At 72.8% G+C, this 15,826-nt stretch carries 17 protein-coding genes; 9 read left to right on the plus strand and 8 right to left on the minus strand.

Annotation, left to right across the window (positions count from 1 at the left end; all coding sequences use genetic code 11):
• Window positions 1-9: 9 nt before the first annotated feature.
• Window positions 10-1,032, minus strand: coding sequence for a LacI family DNA-binding transcriptional regulator (locus ACIGEZ_RS25430; protein ID WP_399834846.1), 1,023 nt, complete (start codon window positions 1,030-1,032; stop codon window positions 10-12).
• 168 nt (window positions 1,033-1,200) lie between these two features.
• Between ACIGEZ_RS25430 and ACIGEZ_RS25435 the strand changes: the two genes are divergently transcribed.
• The 4 genes from ACIGEZ_RS25435 (at window position 1,201) to ACIGEZ_RS25450 (ending at window position 5,015) form a co-directional block, all read left to right on the plus strand.
• Entirely contained in the window at window positions 1,201-2,484 is a 1,284-nt protein-coding gene (locus tag ACIGEZ_RS25435) for an MFS transporter (RefSeq protein WP_399834848.1), read from the plus strand.
• A 36-nt stretch (window positions 2,485-2,520) separates the two neighbouring features.
• Window positions 2,521-3,228, plus strand: a complete 708-nt coding sequence (locus tag ACIGEZ_RS25440) for an alpha/beta fold hydrolase (RefSeq protein WP_399834850.1) — start codon at window positions 2,521-2,523, stop codon at window positions 3,226-3,228.
• Between the two features lie 8 nt (window positions 3,229-3,236).
• The gene (locus tag ACIGEZ_RS25445; protein ID WP_399835272.1) at window positions 3,237-3,461 is read left to right on the plus strand and encodes a hypothetical protein; all 225 of its coding nucleotides are present in this window, start codon (window positions 3,237-3,239) and stop codon (window positions 3,459-3,461) included.
• 81 nt (window positions 3,462-3,542) lie between these two features.
• Window positions 3,543-5,015, plus strand: a complete 1,473-nt coding sequence (locus tag ACIGEZ_RS25450; protein WP_399834852.1) for a flotillin family protein — start codon at window positions 3,543-3,545, stop codon at window positions 5,013-5,015.
• Window positions 5,016-5,076: 61 nt separating this feature from the next.
• Here the strand turns inward: ACIGEZ_RS25450 and ACIGEZ_RS25455 are convergent, their stop codons facing one another.
• The 3 genes from ACIGEZ_RS25455 to ACIGEZ_RS25465 form a co-directional block, all read right to left on the minus strand.
• Window positions 5,077-5,421 carry a hypothetical protein gene (locus ACIGEZ_RS25455; protein ID WP_399834854.1) on the minus strand — a complete coding sequence of 115 codons (345 nt, stop codon included), beginning with the start codon at window positions 5,419-5,421 and terminating at the stop codon, window positions 5,077-5,079.
• A 71-nt stretch (window positions 5,422-5,492) separates the two neighbouring features.
• Window positions 5,493-5,660, minus strand: a complete 168-nt coding sequence (locus ACIGEZ_RS25460) for a hypothetical protein (RefSeq protein WP_399834856.1) — start codon at window positions 5,658-5,660, stop codon at window positions 5,493-5,495.
• Between the two features lie 61 nt (window positions 5,661-5,721).
• Window positions 5,722-6,795, minus strand: a complete 1,074-nt coding sequence (locus ACIGEZ_RS25465; protein WP_399834858.1) for a glycosyl hydrolase family 18 protein — start codon at window positions 6,793-6,795, stop codon at window positions 5,722-5,724.
• A 70-nt stretch (window positions 6,796-6,865) separates the two neighbouring features.
• Here ACIGEZ_RS25465 and ACIGEZ_RS25470 point away from each other — a divergent pair, with 70 nt between their 5' ends.
• Window positions 6,866-7,282 (plus strand): type II toxin-antitoxin system PemK/MazF family toxin, encoded by a 417-nt coding sequence (locus ACIGEZ_RS25470; RefSeq protein WP_399834860.1) that lies wholly within the window; start codon window positions 6,866-6,868, stop codon window positions 7,280-7,282.
• Here ACIGEZ_RS25470 and ACIGEZ_RS25475 read toward each other — a convergent pair.
• Window positions 7,267-8,100 carry a TIGR02452 family protein gene (locus ACIGEZ_RS25475; protein ID WP_399834862.1) on the minus strand — a complete coding sequence of 278 codons (834 nt, stop codon included), beginning with the start codon at window positions 8,098-8,100 and terminating at the stop codon, window positions 7,267-7,269. The two genes, ACIGEZ_RS25470 and ACIGEZ_RS25475, sit on opposite strands and share 16 nt — an antisense overlap.
• 129 nt (window positions 8,101-8,229) lie before the next feature.
• Between ACIGEZ_RS25475 and egtA the strand changes: the two genes are divergently transcribed.
• The 4 genes from egtA to egtD are packed head-to-tail and all read left to right on the plus strand — an operon-like array spanning window position 8,230 to window position 12,531.
• Entirely contained in the window at window positions 8,230-9,498 is a 1,269-nt protein-coding gene (egtA, locus tag ACIGEZ_RS25480) for an ergothioneine biosynthesis glutamate--cysteine ligase EgtA (protein WP_399834865.1), read from the plus strand.
• Window positions 9,495-10,817 (plus strand): ergothioneine biosynthesis protein EgtB, encoded by a 1,323-nt coding sequence (gene egtB, locus ACIGEZ_RS25485; protein ID WP_399834867.1) that lies wholly within the window; start codon window positions 9,495-9,497, stop codon window positions 10,815-10,817. Before egtA ends, egtB begins: the two co-directional genes overlap by 4 nt.
• Window positions 10,817-11,569, plus strand: a complete 753-nt coding sequence (gene egtC / locus ACIGEZ_RS25490; protein ID WP_399834870.1) for an ergothioneine biosynthesis protein EgtC — start codon at window positions 10,817-10,819, stop codon at window positions 11,567-11,569. The genes egtB and egtC overlap by 1 nt, the downstream gene beginning before the upstream one ends.
• Window positions 11,566-12,531, plus strand: coding sequence for an L-histidine N(alpha)-methyltransferase (gene egtD / locus ACIGEZ_RS25495; RefSeq protein WP_399834873.1), 966 nt, complete (start codon window positions 11,566-11,568; stop codon window positions 12,529-12,531). Before egtC ends, egtD begins: the two co-directional genes overlap by 4 nt.
• Here egtD and ACIGEZ_RS25500 read toward each other — a convergent pair.
• From ACIGEZ_RS25500 to ACIGEZ_RS25510, 3 genes are all read right to left on the minus strand, one after another.
• Window positions 12,426-13,352 (minus strand): lysophospholipid acyltransferase family protein, encoded by a 927-nt coding sequence (locus ACIGEZ_RS25500; protein ID WP_399834875.1) that lies wholly within the window; start codon window positions 13,350-13,352, stop codon window positions 12,426-12,428. The genes egtD and ACIGEZ_RS25500 overlap by 106 nt on opposite strands.
• A complete protein-coding gene (locus tag ACIGEZ_RS25505; protein ID WP_399834878.1) occupies window positions 13,349-14,167 on the minus strand; it encodes a GNAT family N-acetyltransferase in 819 nt (272 codons plus the stop codon). The genes ACIGEZ_RS25500 and ACIGEZ_RS25505 overlap by 4 nt, the downstream gene beginning before the upstream one ends.
• Before the next feature lie 163 nt (window positions 14,168-14,330).
• On the minus strand, window positions 14,331-15,581 hold the full coding sequence (locus ACIGEZ_RS25510; RefSeq protein WP_399834881.1) for an extracellular solute-binding protein: 1,251 nt from the start codon (window positions 15,579-15,581) through the stop codon (window positions 14,331-14,333).
• Window positions 15,582-15,826: the final 245 nt, after the last annotated feature.

The following is a 15,826-nucleotide window of genomic DNA, read 5'->3' on the forward strand; positions in this document are numbered from 1 at the left end:
CCGCGACGCTCAGCTGGACTCGCGGTGCAGCACCCGGGAGGCGAGCAGCTCCTGACGCACCGGCGCGGACTCGGGGTCGCGCACCACCCGGTCGACCAGCTCGGCGAGCTCGCGCCCGATGACCATGTCGATGTGTACGGTGCTCAGCCGCGGCCGCAGCAGCCGGCCGAGGACCAGGTCGTCCGAGCCGACCACGGCCGTCTCCCCGGGGATCGCGATCCCGGCGTCCTTGAGCGCGCGCATCAGCAACATCGCGTACTCGTCGTTGTACGCGAACACGCCGTCCAGGCCGAGGTCCCTCCAGCGTGCGGCGAGCTCGTTCGCCGGCTCCTCCTCGTAGTGCAGCGGCAGCGGTACGACGCGGGCGCCGACCCCCTCGGCCGCCTGCCGTACCCCCGCGAGGCGGGGAGCGGAGAACATCTCCAGGCCCGGCTCCTCGGGCATCACGACGCCGATGGACCGGCAGCCCCGCTCCACCAGGTGCGCGCCGGCCACCCGGCCGACCTGCGCCTGGTCCATCACCAGCGCGTGGGTGCCCTCGACGCGCTGCGGACCGACGGTGATCACGGCCTTGGCACCGGAGCGCCGCAGCAGCTCGACGCCGTGCGCCGTCAGTTCGACCTGGCCGAGCGAGACCACCGCGACCGGTCTGAGCTCGGCCCAGGCGCGGGCCGCCTCGTCCGGGTCGAGACCGACGCTGCCGTACTGCACCACCGTGTAGTCGAGCCGGCGCAGCGCCCACTGGAGCTCGTTGAAGAAGCGGCTGTAGAGCGGGCCGATCGGCACGTGCGCGGTGGGCATCAGGACCATCCGGCTGTGTCCGGCGCGCAGGCTGCGGGCCGCGGCGTGCGGGACGTAGCCCAGCTCCTCGGCGGCCTCGCGGACCCGGCGGCGGGTCGGTTCGCTGATGCGGACGGCCGCGGTGTTGTTGAGGACGTAGCTGACGGTGGCCCGGGAGACGCCCGCGAGGCGCGCCACATCGGCGCTGGTGGGAACGGAACGTCCGGCGGACTGCTTGGGTGACTGGCTCATCGCGACGGCATCTTTCCAGAACGATCCGGACTCAGCTCTGGCGGATGGCCGGATTCGAGTGCTAGACAGGGATTACACGTGCCACTGACACGTGTAAACATCCTTGTCGCCACCCTTTTCACATTCCGCTCTCGCCCCCCGCACGGGCGATCACCTCAGGAGGGCACCGTGGCCCTTTCCTCCTCCGGCACGTCCACCGGCACCGCCCCGGGCTCCATTCCGGGCTCCGGCACCGCCGGCACCACCGCCCCCTCGGCCGGGCGGCCGACACGCGGCCTGCTGCCCCTGCTGCTCGCCGGCAACACGGCGATGTACGCGCTGTACGTCGGCGTCCCCGGCATGCTCCTCGCGCTGCAGATCGAAGCCATCGACCCGGCCGGGAAGGTGGCCAACTTCGGTCTGGTCTCCGGGGTGTCCGCGATCTTCGCGACCGTCTTCAACCCGGTGGCCGGCGCGCTCTCCGACCGCTCGGGGCGCCGCAACCCGTGGATCCTGACGGGCGGCCTGCTCGCCCTGCCCGTGATGCTGCTGCTCGGCAGCGTGCACACGATCCTGCTGGTGACGATCGCCTGGTGTCTCGGCCAGGCCGTGATGAACGTCTACCAGGCCGCCCTCACCTCCGTGGTGCCCGACCGCGTCCCCTTCACCGCACGTGGCAAGGCCTCGGCCGCCGTCGGTCTCGGTCTGCCCATCGGCTCCACCATCGGCGCCCTGGTCGGCGCCGCCTTCTCCGAGGACTACCGCACCGGCTACCTCGTCTTCGGCGCGATCGTCGCCGCGACCGCCGCGCTGTTCACCGCCTGCGCCCGCGAGGAACGCATGCCCCCGAAGGCCCCACTGCCCGTCAAGGAGCAGATAGCCGCCTTCGGCAGCGCGCTGAAGGACCACGACTTCCGCTGGGCGTTCATCGGCCGGGCCCTGCTCGTCCTCGGCTACTTCGCCGTCGCCGGCTTCCAGCTGTACATCCTCAAGGACCACACCGACCTGCCCGCCGGGCTGACCGCCGAGGAGGCGGTGGCGATCCTGATGCCGCTCAACTCCGTGGCCATGGTGGTCTCCACGGTGCTCGGAGGCTGGCTCTCCGACCGCTTCGACCGCCGCAAGCTGTTCGTCGGCGCGTCCGCCGCGCTCGCCGCCGTCGCCCTGGTCATCCCGGCCGTCTCGGCGAGCTGGACCGCGATGCTCGTCTTCTCCGTCGTCAACGGACTCGGCTTCGGCTGCTACATGGCGGTGGACACCGCCCTGGTCACGATGGTGCTGCCGAAGGCCGAGGACGCGGCCCGCGACATGGGCGTACTGAACGTCGCCAACGCCGGCCCGCAGATCGTGGCGCCCTTCTTGGCCTCGCTGATCGTCTCGCTCAGTGGCGGATACACCGCGCTGTTCCTGGTCGCCGCCGTACTGTCGGTGGCCGGTGCACTCGCCGTGCGCCCGATCCGTACCGTGCGCTGAGCCACCGCGCCACGCGCCCCGCAGAAAGGCACCGCCGTGCAGTTGCACACGACCACCTGGGGAGAGGGCGAGCGAGTCGCGCTCCTGATCCACGGCATCATGGCCGACCACCGCACCTGGCGGCGGGTCGGGCCGGCGCTCGCCGAGCGCGGCTACCGGGTGGTGGCCGTCGACCTGCGCGGCCACGGCGCGAGCGGCCGGGCCGACGGGCCCTTGGGCTACACCCCGCAGGACTACGCCGACGACCTCGTCGAAACGCTGCCTGCCGGGGCCGAGTTGGCGATCGGCCACTCGCTCGGCGCCCTGACCCTCGCGACCGCCGTGGAGCGGCTCGCGCCCCGCCGCGCCGTGTACGTGGACCCGGCGTGGCACCTGCCGACCGGCCGGGCCGGCTACCAGCCGGAGCTGTTCACCCAGGCCAAGTCGCTGACCCGGGAACACATCAGGGAGTTCAACCCCCGCTGGGCCGACGAGGACCTGGACATCGAGGTCGACTCGGTACGGGTCTGGGACGAGCGCTCGGCGCACGGCCTGGTGCCGTTCACCGGCCGGGACCTCGGGCCGGCCCGCCCGGTGGTGCCGTCGCTGCTCATGCTCGCCGACCCGAGCATGCTGGTCGCCCCGGAGCGGGCGACGGTGCTCAAGGAGCGCGGTTTCGAGGTGCGTACGGTGACGGGTGCGGGTCACACCATCCAGCGGGACGATTTCGACGGGTTCATGTCCGCCCTGGACGGCTGGATCTGACGTACCTTCTGTTCATGGACGACGCTTCGATGGTGGGACTGTTCGGCCGGGTGACCGGCACCGTCGGGCCCGGCCTCGTCGGTGAGGTGATCGTCCGCATCCGGGGCGGGGCCGAGCACTTCCTCGCCTACCCGGCCTCGGCGAAGGACCGGATCGAGACGGGCACGGTCGTGATGGTCGTGGAACATCTACCGCCGCGCACCGTCTATGTCACAGCCGCGTACGACAGTTGACCGATCCATTGAGCGCCGGGCGCACCGGGCGCACACTCCCTTCACCGGAACCGCACGGGTCCGGTGAAGGGGGACCAGCCCATGAGCCTCGGGATCCTGGCGGGCGGCATCGCCGGCGCCGTCGTCGTTCTGATCGCTCTGTTCAAACTGATGTGGCGCGTCGCCGAGCCCAACGAGGCGCTGATCATCTCCGGTTCGAACCACAAGATGGAGGGCCTCGGCGAGGGCATGGGGTTCCGGATCGTCACCGGGCGGGGCACGCTCGTCGTGCCGGGCGTCCAGGCGGTGCGGAAGCTGTCGCTCGACCTCAACGAGACCCAGCTTTCGGTGGAGTGCGTGACGCACCAGGGCATTCCGCTGAAGGTGCGGGGTGTGGTGATCTTCAAGGTGGGTGACGACTTCGTGTCGATCGCCAACGCCGCCCGCCGTTTCCTCGACCAGCAGAAGCTGATGTCGGAGCGGGTGCACATCGTGTTCGCGGGTCATCTCCGTGCCATCGTGGGCGGGTTGACGGTGGAGGACATGATCCGTGACCGGGAGAAGCTGACCGGGCAGGCACGTTCGGCCTGTGGCACGGAGATGGAGAAGCTGGGTCTGATCGTGGATTCGCTGCAGATCCACGAGATCGAGGACCCGACCGGGTACATCAAGAACCTGGCGGCGCCGCACGCGGCGGCGGTGCAGCGCGATGCCCGGATCGCGCAGGCGGAGGCCAACCGGCGGGCGACCGAGGCGGAGCAGCAGGCCGCGGCGCGCATGTCGGAGGCGACCAGGGACAGCGAGATCCTGCAGGCGGGCTATCAGGCCGAGCGGGACCAGGCGTCGGCGAAGGCCCGGCAGGCCGGTCCGCTGGCGGACGCGGCGTCGCGGCAGGAGGTCGTGGTGCAGGAGACGCGGGTGGCCGAGCTGGAGTCGCACCGTAAGGAGCAGCAGCTCCAGACGGAGGTCCGCAAGCCGGCTGACGCCCTCGCATACGAGAAGCGGACGCTGGCGATGGCCGAGCGTGATGCCCGGATCTCGGCTGCCGAGGCGGAGGCGAAGGAGACCGAGCTGGCGAGTGCGGCGACGGCGACGGCCACCCGGGTGACGGGTGAGGCGGAGGCCGCTGCGGCGCAGGCCAAGGGTCTCGCGGAGGCCGAGGCGGCGCGGGCGAAGGGGCTCGCGGAGGCCGAGGCGATCAAGGCGCGGGCGGCGGCCCTCGCCGAGAACCAGGAGGCCGTGGTCGCCCAGCAACTGGCCGAGCGGTGGCCGGAGATCGTGGAGGCGGGCGCGTCGGCGTTCGGCAACGTGGACCAGATGGTGTTGTTGAACGGCGCGGACGGGATGGCGGACATGTTCGCCAAGGCGCTGACGATGGGTGGTACGGGGCTCGGTCTGGCGCGTCAGCTGCTGGCCAACATGAGCCCGAACGGGGCGGCGCAGTCCCAGGCGCAGTCGCAGGCGCAGTTGCAGGCCCCGTCAGCCCAGGTCCAGCCCCCGTCGCAGGCGCAGTCGGCCGTCGCGGTCGGCGCGCCGCGGTCGCAGGAGATCACGGTCGGCGACGACGACGCGTGACGTGGTGAAGGGCCCGGCGGCGCCGGGCCCTTTCGCGTGGGTGTCGTGCGTCCGCGGGTGGTCAGCAGTCCTCGTCCTTCTTGACCGCACCGAGGTGGATCCTCGTGCCGTCGATCGCGGCGCCGGGGGCGGGCTCCTGGGTGCAGATCTTCCAGTCGGGGGCGTTCATGGGCACGATGCGCCCCTTGCCGGAGACGTCTTCGACGAGCATGCCGCCGGTGATCTGGCCGACCGCTCCGGCGACGCTTCCGCCGATGACGTCGGGCATGTAGCCCTTCGCGGCCTGGTGCGGGGTGATGGTGGCCGGGCTTGGCACCGGGTTCGGTTCCGGTTCCGCCGAGGAACAGGCGGTGAGTCCGGTGAGCAGGGCGACGGCGAGGACGGCGGTGAGACCGGTGGTGCGCATGTTCCCCCCTGGGGCGAGCGTGAACGGGGGTCCATCATCCACGCATCGTCCCGACGGTGATCACGCGCCTGTCAGTTGTGCCCGAACTTCCGCTCCTTGCGGTGGGCGGGGACGTCGATGGCGGGGCGCGGCGCCTCGGACATGGCCGAGCGCGTGCTCTCCTTCGGCGTGGCCTCGGTCCGGTGCTCGTGGCCGCCCGTGCGGGCGCCCTTGTTGACCCGGGTCTGTTTCTTGCCCACGATCGTGCCTCCCGTTCATGGATCTCGTTCCAGGCTCGCACGGGGGTACGAAAGGCGCATGTCAGGCCGCGGGTGACGGTGAGGCGCCCTGGGCGAGGGCGGGCCAGAGGGCGGGGTCCTCGAAGCCGAGGGCCCACAGGGCGGTGTGGACGACGCCGTGGCGGCGCAGGACGGGCAGGTGGCCGGTGACGCCGCGGGCGTCCTGGTACCAGACCTGGTGGGTGAGTTCGCCGTCCTCGTATCCGAAATACGGGGTACTGGACATTGGATCCAATCGGTACGGGGCGCCCTGGGCGCGGCGCAGGGCCTCGGCCTCCTTCCAGGTGACATGGCCCGCCCTCCCGACGCTTGTTCCGTCGGCCCGGATGGCCCAGTCCCAGCCGTACCCGGGCAGGGCGAACTCGATGCGCTCGGCCGGCACGAGGGCGGTGGCGGTGCGGAGCACCTCGTCGTACCAGGCGGTGGAGGCGAGTGGTCCGGGTGGGCCGCCCGCCCAGTGGAGGTTGTAGCCCATGATGCGGACCCGGTCGGCGGAGCGGCCGAAGGCGGCGTAGTCCCAGATCCGACCGCTGGTGGCGGTCTTCGGCATCACGGTGACCACACAGGTCTTGTCGCGGGCGTGCAGGCGGGCGCACACGTCGCCGACGAGGGCCGCGTACCCGTCGCGTACGGCCGCGTACGTGGCGTCGCCGGTGGTGGCGATGGACTCGTAGTCCAGGTCGAGCCCGTCGTAGGCGCGGCTCGCGACGGTGGCGAGGAGGGCGTCGGCGTGGGCCGCGCGCCGGTCGGGGTCGGTGACGAGGGCGGCGAGGGCGCCTGCGGGCATCGTCTCCATGACGGTGGGCACGACCTTGGCGCCGGCCCGGTGCAGTCCGTCGATGATCAGTCGTTCGCCGGCTCCTGGGTGGGCGGCGACGGTCCCGTCGGCCTTGGCCTCGTACCAGAACGGGCTCACGGTGTGCAGCTGGTCCGCGTGGCGCAGGGCGTCCTGGTACGCGGTCTCCTGGTCCCAGTAGGGCAGCCAGGCGGAGACGGTGCGGGGCGGGGGCGGGGTGTCGTCGGCGGCCACGGCGGGCTGGGCGACGAGCAGGGCGAGGGCGGCGGCCAGCAGGGCGGCCGTGCGGAAGCGGGTCATGCACCGAGCCTGGTGATCTCCTGCGCGACACGCCCGGCGTGCTGGGCCGTTCAGCCGCTACGGTGCGGGGATGACGATGCCGCTGTACTCCACGACCGAGGCCGACTCGCACGCCATCGGGCCGGTCCGCACCTCCTACGCGCCCGACCACGACGGCGATCCCGATCCCGGGGAGATCGTGTGGACCTGGGTGCCCTTCGAGGAGAACGACGGGCGGGGCAAGGACCGTCCGGTGCTCGTGGTCGCGCGGGAGGAGGCGGGCACCCTGCTCGCCGTGCAGCTGTCGAGCAAGCGGCACGACCAGGACCGCGAGTGGGTGGCGATCGGTTCGGGCCCGTGGGACGCGGCGCGCCGCGAGTCGTGGGTGGATCTGGACCGGGTGCTGCGGGTGCACGAGTCGGGGATGCGGCGCGAGGCGTGCGCGCTCGACCGGCCGCGCTTCGACCGGGTGGTGGAGCGGCTGATCGAGCGCTACGGCTGGTCCTGAGCGAACGCCCGGCGGAAGGCGCCCAGGGTGGCCTGGCCGCGGGTGCGGTCGAGGATCGCGAAGACGATCTCGTCGAAGTGGCCGGCGAACCGGCCGTCGCCGGTGATCAGCGCCTTGAAGGCGCCCGCGACCTCGGCCGGGTCGTTCTGGAAGACGCCGCAGCCCCAGGCGCCGAGGACGAGCCTGCGGTAGCCGGCCGCTGCGGCGGTCTCCAGGACCCGCTCGGCACGGGCGGCCAGGGCCGCGGGCACGCGGTCGGCAAGCTCGGGGGTGCGGCGCCGGATGACACCGGCGTTGGGGGCGGGCGAGGTGAGGAAGCCGGCCGTGAACGGTTCGGCGAGCAGCGCCCCGCGGACGTCCCGGAAGACGGGCACGCCGGGTGAGTGGATGACCCGATCGGTGTAGAACGCGTCCCTTTCGGCGCGGTGGTGCGCGTAGTACTCGGGGGCTCGCAGCAGGGTCGCGTGCAGCGCGGAGGCGCGGCACAGGGCCTCCTCCTGCGCCTGGGCGCCGTTGAGGTAGCCGCCGCCGGGGTTGCGGGCGGAGGCGAAGTTGAGGACCGCCACGGAGGCCGCGGGGTCGGTGCGGGTCATCCGGCGGGCGGCGACGAGGCTGCTCTCGTCGGTGACCTCGATGGCGGTGTCGCGGTCGGTGTCAGGGGTGACGGGGACGGGCTCGGGGCCGTGGAGACGGGTTCCGGCCAGGGCCGCGGCCAGGTCTTCGGCGAGGGAGACGGTCCGGCCGTCCGGTGCCGTGTAGCTGCCCGCCGCCACGATCTGTTCGGTCTGGCCGGCGATGGCCCGCAGTCGTGCGCTCATGAGCCGAAAGCATGATCGAAACGGTTCCGTGGCGGCAACGGGATTTCCCGGCCACGGCGCCGGGGCGCTCTTGCACGCCCGTCCGGGGTGGCTTTAGGTGGAAGCAGCGCTTTCCCAGGAGGTGCAACGATGCCCACGTCGCCGACGAGCGGCATACCCCGCGGCGGTCCCCCTCTGACCGAGGACGAGGCCGAGGACCTGCTGCGATGTATCTGTTTCAAGACCGGGCCGCCGCGCACGGTCGGGGTCGAGCTGGAATGGCTCGTCCACGAGCTGCGTGACCCCCGCCAACCCGTTCCGCCGGGCCGCCTGGCCGCGGCCATCGACACCGTGCGGGCCCTGCCACTGGTGTCGGCCCTCACCTTCGAACCCGGCGGGCAGCTGGAGCTCAGCTCGCCGCCCGCCGCCTCCCTCATGGAGTGCCTGGACGCGCTCGCCGCCGACCTGCGGGCGGTGCGCGGCACGCTCGCCCCGCTCGGACTCGGCCTCAGCGGTTACGGGGTCGACCCGTGGCACGCGCCCCGCGCGCGCGTGCTGCACGAACCGCGCTACGACGCCATGGAGATCGCCCTGGGCAGGACCGGGCCCGCCGGGCGGGCCATGATGTGCGAGTCGGCCTCCGTGCAGATCTGTCTCGACGCCGGCATCGACGGGCCGGGCCCGCTGGGCTATCGCAGCCGGTGGCGGCTCGCGCATCTGCTCGGCGCGGTGCTTGTGGCGGCCTTCGCGAACTCCCCCGTGCACGGCGGCCGCAGCACCGGCTGGCGCTCCACCCGGCAGCTGCTGTGGACGGAGCTCGATCCGGAGCGGGCGCTCGCCCCGTCGCCGGACGGCGAGCCGCGCGCCGAGTGGGCCGCGCACGTCCTGGACACGCCGGTGATGTGCGTACGGACGCCGAACGGGCCGTGGGCGGTGCCGGAGGGGCTGACGTTCCGGCAGTGGCTGCGTACGGGCGAACCGCACCGGCCGACGGAGGACGATCTGCACTACCACCTGACCACCCTGTTCCCGCCGGTACGGCCGCGCGGGCATCTGGAGCTGCGCATGATCGATGCACAGCCCGGGCCGGACGGGTGGATGGTGCCCGTCGCCGTGACCACCGCCCTCTTCGAGGATCCCAAGGCCGCCGAGGCCGCCCATCGGGCGGTGCTGCCGCTGGCGGCGAGAGCGACGCCCGGGCCCGCCCCGCGCAATCCGCTGTGGCGGGCGGCCGCCCGGGAGGGGCTCGCCGATCCGGCGCTGCACGCGGCCGCGCTGGCCGCGTTCGACGCCGCGCTGGAGGCGCTGCCCCGGATCGGGGCGTCCGCCGAGGTGGTGGGCGCGGTCGCCGCGTTCCACGACCGCTATGTGGTTCCGGGCGGAAGCCCGGCCGACGAGCTTCAGGAGGTGGCGTCATGAGCGCGCCGGAGACGACGCCGGCGGCGCTGCGGCTGCGGGCCGTGGCGGCGCTGACCGCGGCGCGGGAGCGGACCGCGCTGCTCACCTCCTGCGTGGACGACGGTGAACTCACCGCCCAGCACTCTCCGTTGATGTCGCCACTGGTGTGGGACCTCGCGCACATCGGCAACCAGGAGGAGCAGTGGCTGTGGCGGGCCGTCGCGGGCCGGGAGGCGCTGCGTCCGGAGATCGACCCGCTGTACGACGCCTTCCAGCACCCGCGGTCGACCCGGCCGTCGCTGCCGCTGCTCGCGCCGGCCGAGGCCCGGGCGTACGCGGCGGACGTCCGCGGCCGGATTCTGGACGTCCTGGACGGAACCGCTCTGGAGGGCGGGCCGCTGGTGGAGTCGGCGTTCGCGTTCGGGATGATCGCCCAGCACGAACAGCAGCACGACGAGACCATGCTGATCACCCATCAGCTGCGGAGGGGGCCGGCGGCGCTGACCGCGCCTCCCCCGCCCTCCACGTCATCGGCCGGGCCGGAGGCGGCAGAAGTCCTGGTGCCGGGAGGTCCGTTCACCATGGGGACGTCCGACGAGGCATGGGCGCTGGACAACGAACGCCCCGCGCACACCCGGATCGTGGCCTCGTTCTTCATCGACACCGTCCCCGTCACCAACGGCGCCTACCAGGCGTTCCTCGCGGACGGCGGCTACCGCGAGGAGCGCTGGTGGCAGCCGGAGGGGTGGGCGCAGATCCGTGAACACTCCATCGAGGCACCGCTGTTCTGGCGGCGCGAGGGCGGGCAGTGGCTGCGCCGCCGCTTCGGGGTGACCGAGCCCGTGCCGGAGGACGAGCCGGTGCTGCACGTCAGCTGGTACGAGGCGGACGCCTACGCCCGTTGGGCGGGGCGGCGGCTGCCGACCGAGGCCGAGTGGGAGAAGGCCGCCCGCCACGACCCGGCGAGCGGCAGATCGCGCCGCTATCCATGGGGCGACGCCGACCCCGGTCCCGTACACGCCAATCTGGGGCAGCGGCACCTGGGGCCCGCCCCCGCCGGGAGCTATCCGGAAGGCGCGTCCCCGCTCGGGGTACGGCAGCTGATCGGTGACGTGTGGGAGTGGACGGCGAGCGACTTCCTGCCGTATCCGGGGTTCCGGGCGTTCCCGTACAAGGAGTACTCGGAAGTGTTCTTCGGGCCCGCACACAAGGTGCTGCGGGGCGGGTCGTTCGCCGTCGACGCGGTGGCCTGCCGGGGCACGTTCCGCAACTGGGACCTGCCGGTCCGGCGGCAGATCTTCGCCGGCTTCCGCACCGCACGGAACGCGGAGGCGGCCTGATGTGCCGGCATCTCGCCTTCCTCGGCGAACCGGTGGCGCTCGGCGAGCTCCTGGTGCGTCCGCCGCACTCGCTGGAGCGGCAGGCGTGGGCGCCGCGCGGGCAGACGAGCGGGGTGGTGAACGCCGACGGCTTCGGCGTCGGCTGGTACGCCGACGGTGATCCGGTCCCGGCCCGCTACCGGCGGGCGGGGCCGGTCTGGGGCGACCTGTCCTTCGCCGACCTGGCCCGGGTGGTGCGGACCCGTGCGGCGCTGGCCGCCGTGCGGGGGGCGACGCGGCCGGGGGCGGACGGTGAGGCCGCTGCGGCGCCGTTCGCCGCGGACCGGTGGCTGTTCAGCCACAACGGGGCCGTTCCGGGCTGGCCCGGCTCGCTCGCCGGGGTGGCCGCGACGCTTCCGGCGGCGGAACTGCTCGGTCTCGAGGCGCGGACCGATTCGGCCCTCGTGTGGGCGCTGGTACTGCACCGGCTGCGGGCCGGGGACGCGCCCGAACGGGCGCTGGCCGACACCGTGCGCGAGGTGGCCGAGGCCGATCCGGGCTCCCGGCTCAATCTGCTGCTGACCGACGGGGCGACGATCACGGCGACGGCGTGGGGGAACTCGCTCTGGTGCCTCACCGGCCCCGACCGGGCGGTCGTGGCCTCCGAACCGTATGACGACGATCCGCGCTGGCGCGCGGTGCCGGACCGCACGGTCCTCAGCGCCTCCCGCGCCGACGTCGCCCTGACCCCGCTCAAGGAGCCCTCCCCGTGAGTCCGTTCCAGCTGACCCGCACCCTCGCCGAGGACGCCGCCGGTGCCGCGCTGCGCGCCGATGTGCTCCACGGCCTCACCCGTATGCCCAAGGAGCTGCCGCCGAAGTGGTTCTACGACGCGCGCGGCAGCGAGCTGTTCGACGAGATCACCCGGCTGCCGGAGTACTACCCGACGCGGGCGGAGCGGGAGATCCTCGTCGCCCGTTCTCATGACATCGCGGCGGCGACGGGGGCGCGGACCCTGGTGGAGCTCGGTTCCGGGTCGTCGGAGAAGACCCGTCATCTGATCGACGCGCTGTTGCCGGAGCTGGACAGCTATGTGCCGGTGGATGTGAGCGAGTCGGCGTTGCAGGGGGCGTGCGAGGCGCTGCTCGCCGAGCGGCCCGGGTTGTACATCCATGCGATGGTGGCCGATTTCACGCATGGGTTGGTGCTGCCGGCGACTCCCGGGCCGCGTCTGGTGGCGTTCCTGGGCGGCACGATCGGCAATCTGCTGCCCGACGAGCGGCGCGGGTTCCTGGGTGCGGTGCGCGGCATGCTGTCGCCGGGTGACGCGCTGCTGTTGGGGACGGATCTGGTGAAGGACGAGGCGACGCTGGTCGCCGCTTATGACGACGCGGCCGGCGTGACGGCGGCGTTCAACAGGAACGTGCTCGCCGTCATCGACCGTGAGCTGGGCGCGGACGCCGATCCCGGCGACTTCGATCATGTGGCGCTGTGGGACCGCGAGCAGGAGTGGATCGAGATGCGGCTGCGGGCGCGGCACGCGCTCGTGGTGAAGATTCCGGAGCTCGATCTGGTGGTGCCGTTCGAGGCGGGTGAGGAGTTGCGGACGGAGGTGTCGGCGAAGTTCCGTCAGGAGGGGGTGCGGAAGGAGCTGGCCGCGGCGGGGCTGACGTTGGCTCGCTGGTGGACGGACAGCGAGGGGCGGTTCGCGTTGTCCCTGGCGACGGTGGGCTGACGGGGGACGGTGACGGGACGGAGGTTGACGGCGGTCTCGGCGGCGTGGGCGAGGGTGCGGCGGTCCGGATACCGCGCACTGGAGATTGGATCCAGTATTCGGATGTGGGCGTCGAGTCGCTGTGCGGTGGCGATCCGCCACAGCGACGCGCCGAGCGTGTCCTCGCCGACGTACGCGGCCGGGCCGCTCGGCCCGTAGTCGATGCGTACCGGCTGGACGTCGGATCCGGTGTGCACGGCGGCCTGAAAGGCGGCCCGCCGGAAGGTCCCGCGGGCCCGCCCGCACCAGGTGGAGCCCTCGGGGAAGACGATGACCCGGCCGCCGCCGGCGAGGACGCAGGTCATGGCGCCGACGGTGCCGGGCAGGCCGCGGAGCCGGTCGCGGTCGATGAAGAGGGTGCCGCCGAAGGCGGCGAGCCGGCCGAGTACGGGCCAGCCGCGCACCTCCCGCTTGGCGAGCATGCGGCCGGGCAGGACGGCGGCGATCAGGGGGATGTCCAGCCAGGAGACGTGGTTGGCGACGACGAGCAGCGGGCCGTCCGGCGGTGCGGCCGGGCCGGTGACGTGGATCCGTACGCCGAAGGCCCGCAGTACCGCCCGGCACCAGCAGCGCGCCAGGAGCAGGCGTCCGGCGGCGGGCAGCAGGGCGGTGAGCGGCGAGAGCAGCACACCGAGGAGCACGGTGGCGAGCCCGGTGGTGAGCCGGAGCACGCCCCGGGCGGCCGTCGCGCGGGGCGCGGCGGGCCCGGGGTGGGCGGCGCACCGGCCGGGGGTGCACGGCGCCGTGGGGAGCCACGGCGAGGGGGCCGTGGGGGTGCTCACCGGGCCGGGGCGAGGGAGAGGAAGTGGTTGAGGTAGCGGGGGTTGGTGCGCTGCAGGGACAGCAGGACGTAGAGGTCGGCGACGCCGAAGTCGGGGTCGTGGGCGGGGGCGCCGCAGACCCAGGCGCCGAGCCGGAGGTAGCCGCGCAGGAGCGGGGGCAGTTCGACGCGGCCCTCGGCGGGGGTGACGCCCTCGGGGGTCCACAGGCGGTGCGGGGTGACCCAGTACTCCTCGGGGGCGAGGTGCTTGGCCTTGACGGTGTCCCAGGTGGCGGCGGCGAGGGTGCCGCCGTCGGCGAGGGGGACGGAGCAGCAGCCGGCGAGCCAGTTGTGGCCGGTGCGGGTCATGTAGCGGGCGAGGCCGGCCCAGACGAGGGCGATGACGGCGCCGTTGCGGTGGGCGGGGTGGACGCAGGAGCGGCCGACCTCGACGAGGTCGTGGCGGATGGGGGCGAGCCGGGTGAGGTCGAACTCGCTCTCGGAGTAGAGCCGGCCGGCGACGGCGGCGCGTTCGGGCGGCAGCACGCGGTAGGTGCCGACGACCTCGCCGGTGTCCTCCTGGCGGACGAGGAGGTGGTCGCAGTAGGCGTCGAAGGCGTCGCTGTCGATGCCGGGCTCGGGACCGTCGAGGCGGGCGCCCATCTCGCCGGCGAAGACCAGGTGGCGCAGCCGCTGGGCGGCGCGGACGTCGTCCTGGTCGCGGGCGAGGCCGACGACGTAGCGGGGCTCCGGTGCGTTCCCGGTCTTCGGGCGGGCGGGTACGGTGACGGCCTGGGCCGGTACGGCGAGGGGCTGGGCGACGGGTACTGCGGCCATGTCGGGCTCCTCCGGCGGTACGGAAGCGGGGACGGTGGGGGCCGGACCGCGAGCGGTGGTCCGGCTTCCTCACTTCTTCCGTGACCGGCTGGATTCGACGTGACCGTCCGGGGGCCGGTTGGTGTGGAGGCGCTGAATGCTGGTCGGCGGCCCGGTCGCCGGGCTATTCGGCGAGGCCCTCCGTGATCTGTTCGGACGCGTCTTCGGCGGCCTTGCGGGGGTCGTCGCCCTGGAGGACGGCGGTCATGTAGGGCTTGATGGGGTTCTCGGCTTCGATGTCGGCCCACTGGGGGGAGTTGGGGGTGGCGCGGCCGCGGGCGGCGCCGACGGCCATGGTGGCGGTGGCGTCCTGGCCGGCGACGACGGAGGCGAGGGAGGTCTTGTTGGGGACGTAGTTCATGGCGCGGGCGAGTTCGCTCTGCCATTTCTCGCCGGCGAGGGCCTTGACGACGTCGATGGCGGCGGCGCGTTCGGGGGCGTTCTCGGGGATGATCAGGTCGGAGCCGCCGGTGAAGACGGCGCAGGGCTGGCCGGCCTTCTTGCCGGGGATGGGGAAGAAGCCCAGTTTGTCCTTGAGGCCGGGGTTGGCCTTGGTGATGACGGGGATGGCGCTGGGGGTGGCGATGATCTGGGCGACGTCGCCCTTGGCGAAGACCTCGGCCTGGGGCGGGGTCTGTTCGTCGGCGTCCCTGGGGCCCCTGCCGAGGGCCTGGAGGTCCTTGTAGAAGTCCATGCCGCGCAGGGCGGCGGGGGTGTCGAGGGCGCCGGTCCACTGGCCGCCCTTGTCGACGGCGAGTTCGCCGCCCTCGTCCCAGATGAAGCCGGAGAGGGTGTACCAGTCCTGTCCGGCGAGGTAGATGCCCTGGGTGCCGGCGTGGTTGAGCTTCTCGGTGTCGTCGAGCCACTGGGCGCGGGTGGCGGGCGGTCTGCTGATGCCGCTCTGGGTGAAGAGGTCCTTGTTGTAGATGACGATGCGGTTGGCGGCGTACCAGGGGATGCCGTACTGGGCGCCGTCGATGCTGCCGGGTGCGGCGAGGCCGGGGAGCCAGTCCTGGCCGCCGAGGTCGCGTACGGATTCCAGGGTGAGGTCGAAGAGCTTGTCGGTGTCGGCGTACTGGGCGACCTGGGTGTTGCCGACCTCGATGACGTCGGGGCCGCCGGAGCCTGCGATGGCCTCGGTGACCTTCTTTCCGATGCCGGTCCATTCCTGGATGGTGAATTGCAGCTCGACGCCGTCGTGCTCGGACTCGTACGACTCGGTGAACCGTTGGAGGAAGTCGTCGCTGACGCTGTCGCGCATGAGCCAGACGTTGACGGTGCGGCTGGTGCCGCCGCCTCCTGGGAGGAGTCCGCAGCCGGTGAGGGCGAGGGCGGACACGATTGCCAGCGGACAGACGAGATGGCGGTTCTTCACGTGGGTCACCTTCTGCGTTCCAGGGCACGGCCTGCGGCACGGAGTGCGGCATGGGGGGCTGACCCGACGTGTGGGGGGACCTGACGGGAGGTTCGCGCGGGTATGTGGCCTGGATTCTGGTCTGGACCAAAGCGGATGGTCAAGTCCTTGACGACCGCGTTCCGGCAGCACCCGGTCGGCCGGGAGGAGGCGGACGTGTCGCGGACCTCGGCACGGTGGGGCACGGTGGAGGGAACGCACCGAGA

The organism is Streptomyces sp. NPDC085481 (genome assembly GCF_044541845.1).
GTDB lineage: Bacteria > Actinomycetota > Actinomycetes > Streptomycetales > Streptomycetaceae > Streptomyces.